Origin of the sequence: Candidatus Nitronauta litoralis (assembly GCA_015698285.1) — a bacterium.
GTDB classification, from domain to species: domain Bacteria; phylum Nitrospinota; class Nitrospinia; order Nitrospinales; family Nitrospinaceae; genus Nitronauta; species Nitronauta litoralis.
The window spans coordinates 2,618,995-2,630,981 of the sequence record CP048685.1 but is presented as its reverse complement, the minus strand read 5'-3'; the positions used below and the strand labels follow the sequence as shown (position 1 = coordinate 2,630,981).

Genomic DNA, 11,987 nt, shown 5'->3' with positions numbered 1-11,987 from the left:
ACCGGCTTTTCAAGACACAAACTTTTATTTCAATTATGAGAAATCAATTGGCAATTGTGACCCGATTGCGCCCTTTTTCCTTCGACCCATATAATGCCTGATCCACTTTTTCCAAAACATCTTCCAGGGTTTCACCCTCTTTAGTACAAGCCACGCCCAAACTCATGGTAACCATCAACTTCTTGCTTTTTTCGATGTAATAATCCTTTTCCAGTCTTTTTCGAATATTTTCGGCAATTTTTGCAGCTGATTCAAATTCCATCCCTGGCAAAAAGATCAAAAACTCTTCCCCACCATACCTGTATATTTTCCCTTTTGTCTCCAAAGCTTCACGCAGGGTATCGGCCACAAATTTTAAAACCATATCGCCTGTTTGATGGCCGTGGATGTCGTTAAACTTTTTAAATTCGTCAATATCTCCCATAATGATATTCAAGTTATTGGTATTTGATATTCCGTCCGGAAACCAGTCGCTAACCTGAACCTCAAAAGCATGTCGATTATAAAGCCGAGTCAATTGGTCGGTAAAACCCAGGCTTTCCGTCTCCTGCAATTTTTTTGCGAGACTCTCGGTTTTTTCCCGATACATTTCAAGCTCTTCTTCCATTCGACCGGTTTCTTCTTTTATTTTGGACAACCCCTTTATGATTTTCCCTTTGACAACCTCCAGGTCGCTTATAGATTCCAGTGTTGCAAATTCATCAATCACACCCCCCATTTCCTTGTTGATCCCACCCGAGGAACTTGACATACGACCAATCACATTTTCAAGGTCAGAAAAAAATGATTTCACCTGACTTCTTTCAAAGTTTTTAGCATCATCCTCCAGGTTCACTTTTTCAAAATAATGTTGGATTTCCTGAGCGAGCCCGACAGCCGGTTTTGGACGAGCCGCTTTTTTCAGAACTTTTAACAATTCCTGGATTTTTTTCTGCAAAGGGTCCGTGGAAGGCAGCCAGGCACTCATCCCACGGCAAAAAGAAAGAAGGATGGAAGCAATCCGCTCATTAAACTCTGAACGTTGATTATTTACGGCTGGTTTTGATTCGGGTTTTTTAAATATCATCTTCCCCTCAGATAATGTAAGAAAAACGGACACATCCTATCTAAAGAAGCTATGATAGCGGAGACAAAGCACAAAGCAAGGCCCGACAACGCAATATTGAATATCGGAAAAGCTCTGAGGCCAAACCGCTTATTCCGAATTTTTTAAAAAATTAATGAACTCGGTCACATCATTAATCCAGGAAATAAAATCCTGCACTCATTGCCAGGAACACCTGCCCCTGCCGCCTAACCCTGTAGTTTCCTTTTCCAGAGAATCCAGAATCCTGGTGGTCGGCCAGGCACCGGGGATAAAAGTCCACGAGACTTCCATACCGTGGAACGACCCTAGCGGAGATCGACTGCGTCAATGGTTGGATGTTTCACGGGAAGAGTTTTATAATCCGAAATTGTTTGCCATTGTTCCAATGGGATTCTGCTATCCGGGTAAAGGCAAGTCCGGGGATCTCCCCCCTCGTCCCGAATGTGCAGAACTCTGGAACGAACCGATTCTCAAACTTTTAAAAAACATACAGTTGACGCTGCTTGTCGGGCAATACGCCCAAAACTTTTACTTAAATGATTCAAAGAAAAAAACACTCACACTCACCATCCAGCATTTCAAAGAATACCTGCCGGATTATTTTGTACTTCCGCACCCTTCACCAAGGAACAATATCTGGCTAAAGAAGAACCCCTGGTTTGAAAAGGAAACACTCCCAAAACTGAAGCGGGAATTAAAGAGAGCTTTGAAACATTAACTAACAGGTTTCCAGAAAACGGGTGCAGGTCTCATGTCAAAAAAGCATTTCTTCTGTTTTGGGCTGGGCTATACGGGAACAGCCCTCTGCGAATTGTTACTGAAAGAAGGCTGGAGCGTTTCAGGAACCTGCCGTACAAAAATAGAACAATCCGCCCTGAACTCCCTGGGATTCAATACCTGCCTTTTTGATGGTGCCTCTTCCGAAACAAAACTACTGGAATCCCTTGCCAGTGCAAGCCACCTTTTGTCCACCGTCCCCCCGGGAGAATCTGGCGATCCGATCCTCCCTTTTTTAGAAAAGCACCTCAAAAACACAGGTGGATTTTCCTGGGTGGGTTACCTCTCGACAACAGGGGTTTACGGCCATCGTGACGGTAGTTGGGTGAATGAAGACAGCGAAACCAATCCACAAAGTGTCCGAGGGCTAAAACGACTGGCTGCCGAACAAGCCTGGACAAATCTTTCAAAACAATATTCCTTGCCGCTTCATATCTTCAGATTGTCCGCAATTTATGGTCCGGGACGAAATTCTCTTTTACGCGTTCTTGATGGGAAAGCCCGGAGGATTGATCGGCCCGGTCTGTTTTTCTCAAGAATACACCTCACCGACCTTATCCAGGTCATCCGAGCTTCAATTGAAGCCTCCAATCCAGGCCGCATCTACAATGTTGGAGATGACCTGCCGACACCACCAGAAGAAGTGATCCGCTTTGCATGCGAACTTTTAAACATCGAACCTCCTCCCCTGGTTCCCCTGGAAAAATGTGAAATGTCAGATCTGGCAAAAAGTTTTTACCAGGACAGTAAGCGGGTTTCCAATTCGCGAATAAAAAAAGAACTTGGTGTTCATTTAATATATCCGGATTTTAAATCGGGACTGACAGCGTTATTTAAAAATTTGAATGCGAACAGACGGTCATTTCCAAGGCAGGGCGGCAAGAAAGTTCCAGACAAAGGAAGCGGCAATTAACAATACCGCGATCACCGCTGCATACACACTGATCACATCCTTTTTTTGTTTTTCAGTCAGAGGTGCGTCGATCTCATCATCTTCCGGGTTTTTCGATCCCATTTTTCAATCCTGTCGGTTCTGGTTTTGACCCGCCGGGAGCGGGGATTTGGTACACTATTATAAAATAAACTTGTGCTCTTCCCAGCTTTACTTTTAGTTTAACAAAACACTTATGGATAACATTCTCACATCCTGGCATGACCCTGTTCTGGTCACCCTATCCTATGTAATCGCTGTCCTCGGGGCTTTCGTTGCACTGACCCTCATACTGCGTTACCGGCAATGCCCGGAAGAAAAACGGTGCAAGCGGTTGCTGGCCGGCGCCAGTGTCAGCATGGGAGGTGGGATCTGGTCGATGCATTTTATCGGCCTGATGGCCATGAACCTCCCGGTCAATGTCACCTACCGGTTTGTCCCTACAGTTTTATCTCTCATAATCGCCATCGCCGTGACTTTTTATGGGTTTCGACGCATTGTCCAGGAAGGGGTTTGCGGCAGCATACTGTCCCAGTCCGGGTTTCTCATGGGTATGGGAATCATCCTCATGCACTACCTGGGTATGTTTGCCCTTGAGTTTCCCGGAAAAATTATCTGGAATCCGGCACTGGTCCTTACATCAGTTGTCATTGCAATAACAACAGCCAACGCCGCGTTGTGGATATTCCTGAAAATGGAACCGGGGGAATCTGTCCGACAGAACTGCAAAAAAATATCAGCAGCCATGATCATGGGACTGGCCGTCTGTGGCATGCACTACACGGGAATGGCTGCCGCGGACCTGGTACCTCTGGATCACATTCCTTTTCATGGGAAATTCACCATGGAATCGAACCTGATGGCATACAGTACAGTTGGAATGATCGTTTTTATTCTGGCTCTCGCACTGATCACTTCAAGCGCAGTCGAACACATGGGCAGCCGACAGCGCCTTGCGGTATTGATCCTCATAATGTCGGGAGTCGTAATCAGCGTTACCGTGTTTTCCATATATTTTCTTTACCAGACCGGATTTATTCAACAACGCCAAAGGATGATCGAAATAGTCAAAAGCCAGGCCCGGCTGGTGGAAGCAATAGGACGGTTTAATAAAAGAATCGATCCGGCTGCACTGCCTCAGGGAGCTTATCAAGCCACTCTAAGCCAGATTCGCGATGCCCAGAAAAACTACCCGGGATTCGGAGAAACAGGAGAGTTCGCCCTTGCCCGCAAAGAAAATGGCAAAATAAAATTCATGCTCCATCAACGTTATAATCAAAGCAACAGCATGCCTGTTATTGAAATGCAATCTGCTGAAGCGATTCCCATGAAGCGGGCTCTGATGGGAAAGTCAGGTGTCATGACTGGCAACGATTACCGTGGTGTCAAGGTGTTGGCTGCATTCGAACCAGTGCCGGAACTGGCCCTCGGGCTGGTTGTTAAAATGGATGTCGAAGAATTACGGGCACCTTATATTAAGGCGGCACTTCTCACCAGTGGCCTGGGTGCAGTCGCCATCGCTCTCGGTGCCTGGTTGTTCTTCGGAATCAGCAATCCAATGATCACACGCCTGGAAAAAGAAATTAAAGACAGGGAGTCCGCACAAAAAGATCTGGCCAAGAGCAAGGAAGATCTGTCCAAAGCCCAGGAAGTCGCCCAATTAGGCAATTGGGTTTGGGAAATGAAAACAGACGAAGTCCGCTGGTCGGACCAAACCTATCGCATCATGGGTTATAAACCGGGGGATTTTGAAACCCCCGCAGGACAATTCGAAAAAGCCGTTCACCCTTCCGACTGGGAAGAGGTAGACCACATCATCGAAGAATGCGTTGCCACAGGCAAACCGCTGGAAATGGAACATCGAATCGTTTGGCCTGATGGAACCATCCGATATGTTTTAGGAAAGGGTGAAGCCATTTTGGATGAAACCGGCACACCCATTAAATTGGTAGGAACTATACAGGACATCACGGAACGAAAAAAAATCCAGGAGGAAGTCCAGCAACTCACCCTGGAAAAGGAAAAAATTGAAAACGAACTCGAAGTGGCCAAACTGGTACAGGAAGGCTTTCTACCAGAAAAACCGCCTTCCCCGCCCGGGGTGTTGTTTGCAGCACAAAGTGTTCCTGCAAAGTTTGTCGGTGGAGATTTCTATGACTTCATCGATCTTGGCGAAGAACGACTGGGACTGGTACTTGGGGATGTTTCCGGGAAAGGGGTTTCGGCAGCTTTGTTCATGGCGCAATTATTGAGCGATCTACGCAACGTATCCCAACTTGAAACAGACCCGTCCCGTATCATGTCCAAAGTCAATGATCTTCAATGTCGCCGCTCGCGGAGAGGCATGTTTGCCACGGCGGTTTATCTCATGCTGGATTTAAAACGAAACTCAGTAAGCGCCTCCAATGCAGGGCACCCCCCCGTGTTTGTCCGATCGGGCAAAGATGGTAGCCTCCGACAGGAAGCTAAAGAAGGCGGCATTCCCCTCGGCATCATGCCATCCACCGATTACAAACGCATGGACTTTGATCTTGAGGCTGGCGATCAGGTATTAACGTTTACGGATGGAGCAAACGAGGCCATCAACCCGGAACGGGAACCCTTCGGACTGGACCGGCTCGAAACCATATTCAAGGCCCACACCGGCACACCGGAAGAACTGATAATAAAAATCCAGAGCGCTATCACTCAATTCCGACACCCGCAAGATCCTTCAGACGACCTCACTCTGATGGCCTTCAAGATTTTATAATTTTCTGATTGAACAAGCTTAAACCAAATCCCCGGGATAATTTTTACTGGACCGTTGCCGATCCACCTCAGCTAAAAATTGTTTTACCGTATCAACACTCGAAATATTTTTGAACGGAGCCACCATTCCGACAATGCAGCATGACAAGGTAAAAGGATCGTCTCTGCCACTCAGGATGACCATGCTGTTCACGTAGTCCTCCTTGAACCAGGGAAGGTTGTTCACATCTATAGGCAGAGGAACATTTTCAATATAAACAGGCAAACCATACTTCTCTGAAAGATATTCCTTCAATTCTTCAACTTCTTCTGATTCAAGAAGATTATTTGTCCGCTGCTGAAGCCACCGTAGATAACCGGGATCGTGATTCTCCTCCGCTGATCTTCTTAATTCCTCAAAGTTTTTAATGAATTTATTGCAAGGCAGGTTGTGATCGCGCAAATAGCACACCCAATCGATCCGGATGTCTTCTTCTTCATGCGGGAGGGTCAACCGCGAAGAAGGAATCAGCGAATAAGCTTTGTATAGGACCATATTGATTTACTTTTCCAAATTAAAAAACCATTCTATCCGGACAATGCTCAAATCTCCGGAAGAAAATGGTTTCTGCCCCCTCAAAATGAAACCCGTTGTTTAACCGACAACAAACCGGAATCAATTAATTTCCCAACAAAAATGACCGATAAATACTGTAACACCAATTGAGCCGGAGGCGATCATGAGCCTGAATTTGAAAGCCATGTTTTCAGGGTTTCTTAAACAAGCAAAAGAGCAGTATTCCGAAACCGGAAATACTGAAGCTTCGCAATCCCAATTGAATATCAGCGGAGATGAAGAAGTATTGACCGAGGAAATACCCTACAAACTGGAGCCAAGCCTGGCTGAAGTCGAGCAATACCTGGGACGCATCCGCCGCAACGGCTTGTAGGCCTGCAAGTTCGACTAAATATCTCCGATGCCATCCTCTTCAAACAGGGATTGCATGGTTTCGGCATCGGACTGCTCCGTTGCCTGCTGGTCCGCCCTGTTGAGGAAATCGTTGACCGTCCTTAAATGTTCTTCAGTGATATTGCAAAACGACACTCTTTGCATCACGGTTTCCTTTTCGAAGTGATTTAATAGCTTGCCCAGGGCTCCCATCAGGAACGGAGAAAAAACCAGTTCTACCCCGCTGAAATCAAGATCCACCGACCGCTTTTCTATCAACTCCGTAAATAGTTGCTCGTATACTTTTTGCCCGTCGTCAAGACCTGCACAACGCGGCCCGCACAATTCGCTCAATTTTATTCGCATAATGACTGATTACTCGCTTTTAAATGTCTGTGACTATAGAGTTTCGCGTATGATTTGGTTACAATCCTTTTTCAAAAATCACCCTTCTACGAGAATTGGATTTCCATGCCATCACCGCCAACCCCCCGCCAGAAAGAAAACGCCGAAAAACTTCGTGGATTCTGTATCTGGTTTTTTTACGTGTTCATAGTGGGCGGCGGAATCCTGTACCATTTTATTCTATTTCCCGCCTTTGACTAAAAAGAAATCCAATTATCTCAATAAATGGCCTCTGGCTGGATGCACAATCTGAAAATCTGGATCGCCACCCTCCTTACAGTCGCTCGCGATGACGGGCTTTTGGCCATAGCTCCGATTAGATTAAGATGACCTATTTGGGGGTTATCAAAGGTCCCCTTAAATACAAAGGGGAAATTTATCTTCACCTAAATCCGAAGTTCCAAGGCGAGATTCCAAGGCGAGATTCCAAGGCGAGATTCTTCTTCGCCTAACGGCTCATCAGAATGACATGCAATGGCTTTTTGCTTCGTACTGACTTGTCGATGGAGGCCTTCAGAATGACGTACTGAAATTCATTGAATTTTTAAATTTCCGGCTTCTTGACTCCGGAATTTTTAAACCCAGCAAATGTCCTACTGCCATTCTGAACGAAGTGAAACGGAGTGAAACGGAGTGAAGAATCTCGCCTTGGATTTTGGTTTTAAAGCTACGCTCTTTTCCCCTTTTCAGGAAGAGCTTCGAAAAAAGGTTCTCGTCGCCCGTACGGCTAGCACCCGCCTGCGGAAGACCCAATTTTCTTGAAATTGGCGGGATAGCATAAACACCCGAAAAAGAATCCCTTCAGGCTTTTGACACCTATCCCCTCCCCTCATATAATCAATTGATATGAAACGTGTTGTCAGGTTAGCAGGCAATAGAAGGAAAGGTGTAATCCGTTCCGAGAATAGACCTCTGCAAAAGTGCTTTTTAATGAATGGAAACAAGAACGCCCCACTTCGACGGACTCAGTGTGACAGATTAAAACAACAGCATGTCATTCTAAGACCTTTCGTTTCGCGCAGGACAGGTTCCGCGAAGAATCTCCCATTTGCTTTTGATTTTCGGGGTTATGCAAAGGTCTCCTCCGAAAAAGGGTTCACCCTGATCGAAATCCTCAGCACCATTCTGCTATTGGGAATCCTTGCGGCAGTGGCGCTACCCCAGATCACAACGGATACGATAGATATCAATTCGGCAGGACAGATCGTGCGGTCCGATCTTCGTTTTTTGCAGCGGTTGGCGATGGGCCAGAACACAGGAACTCTCAACATTACATTTACTCTTGGAGCCAATACTTACAACACGTTTGATGCCGGCGGGAATGGGGTGACCCGGACACTGCCCCAAAATATAACGATCTCATCGCCAACAAAAAACCTGGGCTATAACCGTTTTGGAGAACCTGCCTTTGGAACGCCAACAGATTTTGTGCGAATCACCAATGGAACACAAACAATAGAAATCACGATTCAACAATTTACCGGCATGATCACTGTTGCCAGTCTGTAAAAGAATTTACAAATGAAAAGACACGGGAATGGGATAAAAAATACTGAAAGCGGTTTCAGCCTGATCGAGATTATCATGTCGATTGTGCTGATCGGCATCGCGGTTCCCACCTTCAGCAATTATTTCAGCGGACTGGATGACAGCAAGGAACCCGAATACTTTACTGAAGCTGTATTTCTCGCAACCCGGCAGATGCAGGGGATCAAAAATGAAACCCTGGCAAGGTTCCCCAATGCTGCCAACTTCCCAACATGTGCCGGATTCCAGTCTTCCCAAACGGTTGGAGCCAACTTTAATATCGATTGCACTACTCCCCCCTATGACCAATATGAATTCAGTTGGCTGGTTGAAGATGTGGGCGCAGGAACTCCCAATACTGGGGGATCAGGTACATTCGGCAAAAAAATCACCTTAACGGTTACCAGGAAAGCAGGCGGTATGACTCCTTTTCAACTGGTCAACTTGTTCTGAATAAATATTTATGATGACAACACCAGAACATCCAGGAGGAATAATCACCAAAAGACAAAACGTATTTTCGTCTAAAGGTGCAATCTCCCAAGCCGGGTTCACTCTGCTCGAAATTATTGTTTCCATTTTATTAATTGGAATCATCGGGGTGGTAACCCTCAGCTTCCTCACCAACCTGATACAAACCAACCAGGATGCCTCGGGCCAACTGGAGGTGGTGGAAGATGTCAACACGGCGCTGGATTTCATGGCGCGGGAGCTCCGGCAGGTCGACGAGTTTTCCTGGCCCATCCGCTGCGGCAACCCGGCAGTTTCTTGTGTTCCAGGTACGGTGTACACACGAATCCTGTTTTCCAAAGATGTGGAAATGCCTCTGGACCCGGCACGACGCGATACCAATACCGACGATATTATTTACAACTTGAATGGGACGACACTGGAAAGAATCAGCAATGGCATCACCACCACACTGGCCACAAACGTAAACAGTTTTTCAATCAGGGAAACCCCCTTACCTTTAGACCCGGGAACACCTAACGGATTGTTTGAAATTACGTTGCAAGTCACACGTCCCTCACTCGACCCCGGAACCAGTTATGATTTTACCGGTGTCACCGCGGCTCAAATCAGAAACCGCTGGCCATTAATGAGCGTTGCTTTTGTGGTGAATAACCCTGGCAATTTGCATGCTCAAAGGGAGGTGGGCTATAACAACCACCTGGCCAATGTACTGGGACACAATGTTTCGTTATTTAATGATAACGATCAAACATGGACACCCACAAATTTTGATGTAGTGGTTTTATCAGGGAGCGGAGGAGCTTCGGCTGACTCCTGGTTATCTGGTATTTCTGTGCCCATCCTCACTCTGTATGCGCAGGATTACAACGAGTTCAGCCTGGGAACGAATCGAGACACCAATGGGCAGGAAGTATTGGGAACAGTGCAGATAGCAAATCACTTCATTACCCGGGTCTTTGGCCTGGGTAATTTTGCTTTTGATGATGGTGTGGCTATCAATCAGCCAGATAGAGGATACATAACGGGTTTCTCTAATCAGGTGACCAGTTTAATTTCGTACGCCATTGCGGGTCGTTCCAAACTCCTGGTGGTCCAGAGTGGAGGCACTCTTGTCAATGGCAGCCCGGCCCCGGCAAGGCGGGCATTTTTGGGAATGCGTCACTACACGGAAGGTGGCCGGGTTCTCAATCGAAATGGCCTAAAACTTTTCAACCGCACACTGGCCTGGGCTGCAGGACTGGATTAATGATGACACTACACCGCCAAATAAAAAACGAATCAGGTGTCGCCACTCTCCTCATGGTGATTGCGGGCATCCTTATCGTGGGCCTGGTCGGAATGAATTTCGTTATCGAGCAACAGAACAAACACCAGGGCTCGGCGGTAACAGTCAACGCTGAGCAGGCCCAGGCCAATGCCGAAGCCGGTTTCCGTTACGCCACGAAATGCCTGCAGGGCAATGATCCCCAGTGCCGGTGCAACACCGATGTCGGAGCCAACGGTTGCCAAAGCTGGATCAATATGCAGAACTTCGCTCCAATAAACCTTGGACGGGGTAACTTCCAGGTTTCTTTCAGCAACCTGGAACAATGCTCCATTGGAATCACGTCGACTGGCACTGTCAATAACACCCAGCGAACCGTCAGCGACATTCTGACTCGAAACGCTATCGGCGGCGCGGTACAGGCCGTAATCGTCACCAATTCACAATCGGTTCTAGGCCCCACCATTCCACCAATTGCAGTTTTAAACTATCAATCGAATGATAATTCTACACGTACAAATACGATTACCTTTCCAAACTATACAACTCCCGTTGGGTCAAATCTGGTTCTGGTAGTTAGCGCAGGGGGGGAAGAACGACACAATGCTCAATCTGTTCCTTCAGGAATCACTTTTGCGGGTCAGCCAATGACACTTGCTGCCAGCGGTTTTTCGAGCGGAGGAGGAGAAGATCCCGGCGTCGGAATGTTTTACCTCCCGGTAGCATCAGGGGTAACGGGAGACGTAGTTGCGACCTTTAATGACACAACAGACACACAAATGATAGGGATCGCCACATTATCCAATGCCATTTCACCGCCAGAAGCTGTTGTGTTTTTTAATGATGATGATGACCCCGTTTCTCAAATCAGAACAGATATAACAACCCAAACCACGAACGCCATGATTATGTCCGCAGCACATTATAAGGACGACAATAATTTGCAGGCTATAGGAACTGACCACGTTGAATTATCTGGGAACGACAATCCATCCAATAGCTCGGAGGGTGCCATGGGTTACCTACCTGCAACTACGGCTACTACTTATACGAATATTGGATATCAACGACAAGGAGGATCAAACGACGAAATGGCATTGGTCCTGGCTGCCTTTGGTCATGCCAACCGCACCATTTCAATGAACTACACCGTTCCTGCCGGTGGTAATCAGATTTTAGTGGTGGTCGCTGGCGCAGAAGACGGGGTCTTACCCCGTTCACCGGATAGCACCCTTCCCATCAGCGCAACTTTCAATGGAACCCCAATGAACCTTGTCACCAACGAAAACATTACTGCAGGTGGATCTTTTGGGTTTCAGGCAGGGCTGGGCATGTTCTGGCTGGCGGTGAATGCTGGTGATTCAGGCACAATTACCGTCACCTACACAGACAGTGCCATAGATGACAAGACTCTTCACGCCTATACCCTGAACAATGCCGTTGGCCCACCGGAAAGATTTGTTGTTAATTCCAGCACTGTCTCTCCCAATATCACGCAGGACTTTGCAAATATTCTCACTGCAGGCGCGATGATTGCTACAGGTGGATATGAGGGAACAAGAACAGGTATTGGACCGCTCCCCTTAGCGGGAACCCATGTAATTCACAATCAGGTCCTGGCTGCATCCTCCAGTGGCGTTATGGGTAGTCGCCCTGTGCCTGTAGCTCAAACCCCCCTCGGAATCGGCTGGACCGGTAATTTCAACCGGATGGCCCTTATTCTCGCCTCCTTTCCACCGGCAGGCGGTGGCGGACTTTGCACAGACTCCCCATAACTCATTGAAATTTTAGCGCTTATTTTTCTATTTCTATAGACAGCGGAAATCCCCTGTGACATAATTTA

At 47.0% G+C, this 11,987-nt stretch carries 12 protein-coding genes; 8 read left to right on the top strand and 4 right to left on the bottom strand.

The annotated features are described in order from the left end of the window. Positions 1-43 precede the first annotated feature (43 nt). Positions 44-1,066, bottom strand: coding sequence for a diguanylate cyclase (locus G3M70_11980; protein QPJ62550.1), 1,023 nt, complete (start codon positions 1,064-1,066; stop codon positions 44-46). A 154-nt stretch (positions 1,067-1,220) separates the two neighbouring features. On the opposite strand from G3M70_11980, the gene G3M70_11975 reads away from it, so the two are divergent. Both G3M70_11975 and G3M70_11970 read left to right on the top strand, forming a co-directional pair. Next, on the top strand, positions 1,221-1,805 hold the full coding sequence (locus G3M70_11975; GenBank protein ID QPJ62549.1) for a uracil-DNA glycosylase family protein: 585 nt from the start codon (positions 1,221-1,223) through the stop codon (positions 1,803-1,805). 33 nt (positions 1,806-1,838) lie between these two features. Beyond that, positions 1,839-2,777, top strand: a complete 939-nt coding sequence (locus G3M70_11970) for an SDR family oxidoreductase (GenBank protein QPJ62548.1) — start codon at positions 1,839-1,841, stop codon at positions 2,775-2,777. On the opposite strand, the gene G3M70_11965 is transcribed toward G3M70_11970, so the two are convergent. Beyond that, positions 2,724-2,879 carry a hypothetical protein gene (locus G3M70_11965; GenBank protein QPJ62547.1) on the bottom strand — a complete coding sequence of 52 codons (156 nt, stop codon included), beginning with the start codon at positions 2,877-2,879 and terminating at the stop codon, positions 2,724-2,726. The genes G3M70_11970 and G3M70_11965 overlap by 54 nt on opposite strands. A 112-nt stretch (positions 2,880-2,991) precedes the next feature. On the opposite strand from G3M70_11965, the gene G3M70_11960 reads away from it, so the two are divergent. Next, complete coding sequence (locus G3M70_11960) at positions 2,992-5,547, top strand: SpoIIE family protein phosphatase (GenBank protein QPJ62546.1); 2,556 nt, start codon at positions 2,992-2,994, stop codon at positions 5,545-5,547. A gap of 18 nt (positions 5,548-5,565) precedes the next feature. Here the strand turns inward: G3M70_11960 and G3M70_11955 are convergent, their stop codons facing one another. Further along, positions 5,566-6,081, bottom strand: coding sequence for a hypothetical protein (locus G3M70_11955; GenBank protein QPJ62545.1), 516 nt, complete (start codon positions 6,079-6,081; stop codon positions 5,566-5,568). A 184-nt stretch (positions 6,082-6,265) separates the two neighbouring features. Here G3M70_11955 and G3M70_11950 point away from each other — a divergent pair, with 184 nt between their 5' ends. Next, complete coding sequence (locus G3M70_11950; protein ID QPJ62544.1) at positions 6,266-6,475, top strand: hypothetical protein; 210 nt, start codon at positions 6,266-6,268, stop codon at positions 6,473-6,475. A gap of 14 nt (positions 6,476-6,489) precedes the next feature. On the opposite strand, the gene G3M70_11945 is transcribed toward G3M70_11950, so the two are convergent. Beyond that, the gene (locus G3M70_11945) at positions 6,490-6,840 is read right to left on the bottom strand and encodes an STAS-like domain-containing protein (protein ID QPJ62543.1); all 351 of its coding nucleotides are present in this window, start codon (positions 6,838-6,840) and stop codon (positions 6,490-6,492) included. Positions 6,841-7,809: 969 nt separating this feature from the next. On the opposite strand from G3M70_11945, the gene G3M70_11940 reads away from it, so the two are divergent. From G3M70_11940 to G3M70_11925, 4 genes are read left to right on the top strand one after another with little or no spacing between them, the layout of a single operon-like run. After that, positions 7,810-8,388, top strand: a complete 579-nt coding sequence (locus G3M70_11940) for a type II secretion system protein (protein QPJ62542.1) — start codon at positions 7,810-7,812, stop codon at positions 8,386-8,388. 12 nt (positions 8,389-8,400) lie between these two features. After that, positions 8,401-8,859, top strand: coding sequence for a prepilin-type N-terminal cleavage/methylation domain-containing protein (locus tag G3M70_11935; GenBank protein QPJ62541.1), 459 nt, complete (start codon positions 8,401-8,403; stop codon positions 8,857-8,859). A gap of 10 nt (positions 8,860-8,869) precedes the next feature. Beyond that, positions 8,870-10,126 carry a type II secretion system protein gene (locus G3M70_11930; GenBank protein QPJ62540.1) on the top strand — a complete coding sequence of 419 codons (1,257 nt, stop codon included), beginning with the start codon at positions 8,870-8,872 and terminating at the stop codon, positions 10,124-10,126. Continuing rightward, on the top strand, positions 10,126-11,919 hold the full coding sequence (locus G3M70_11925) for a hypothetical protein (protein ID QPJ62539.1): 1,794 nt from the start codon (positions 10,126-10,128) through the stop codon (positions 11,917-11,919). Before G3M70_11930 ends, G3M70_11925 begins: the two co-directional genes overlap by 1 nt. Positions 11,920-11,987 lie beyond the last annotated feature (68 nt).

What these genes read in the sequence shown, in the direction of transcription:
- G3M70_11980 (QPJ62550.1), bottom strand. Translation starts at nt 1,066, where the DNA reads ATGATATTTAAAAAACCCGAATCAAAACCAGCCGTAAATAATCAACGT.
- G3M70_11975 (QPJ62549.1), top strand. Translation starts at nt 1,221, where the DNA reads ATGAACTCGGTCACATCATTAATCCAGGAAATAAAATCCTGCACTCAT.
- G3M70_11970 (QPJ62548.1), top strand. Translation starts at nt 1,839, where the DNA reads ATGTCAAAAAAGCATTTCTTCTGTTTTGGGCTGGGCTATACGGGAACA.
- G3M70_11965 (QPJ62547.1), bottom strand. Translation starts at nt 2,879, where the DNA reads ATGGGATCGAAAAACCCGGAAGATGATGAGATCGACGCACCTCTGACT.
- G3M70_11960 (QPJ62546.1), top strand. Translation starts at nt 2,992, where the DNA reads ATGGATAACATTCTCACATCCTGGCATGACCCTGTTCTGGTCACCCTA.
- G3M70_11955 (QPJ62545.1), bottom strand. Translation starts at nt 6,081, where the DNA reads ATGGTCCTATACAAAGCTTATTCGCTGATTCCTTCTTCGCGGTTGACC.
- G3M70_11950 (QPJ62544.1), top strand. Translation starts at nt 6,266, where the DNA reads ATGAGCCTGAATTTGAAAGCCATGTTTTCAGGGTTTCTTAAACAAGCA.
- G3M70_11945 (QPJ62543.1), bottom strand. Translation starts at nt 6,840, where the DNA reads ATGCGAATAAAATTGAGCGAATTGTGCGGGCCGCGTTGTGCAGGTCTT.
- G3M70_11940 (QPJ62542.1), top strand. Translation starts at nt 7,810, where the DNA reads ATGAATGGAAACAAGAACGCCCCACTTCGACGGACTCAGTGTGACAGA.
- G3M70_11935 (QPJ62541.1), top strand. Translation starts at nt 8,401, where the DNA reads ATGAAAAGACACGGGAATGGGATAAAAAATACTGAAAGCGGTTTCAGC.
- G3M70_11930 (QPJ62540.1), top strand. Translation starts at nt 8,870, where the DNA reads ATGATGACAACACCAGAACATCCAGGAGGAATAATCACCAAAAGACAA.
- G3M70_11925 (QPJ62539.1), top strand. Translation starts at nt 10,126, where the DNA reads ATGATGACACTACACCGCCAAATAAAAAACGAATCAGGTGTCGCCACT.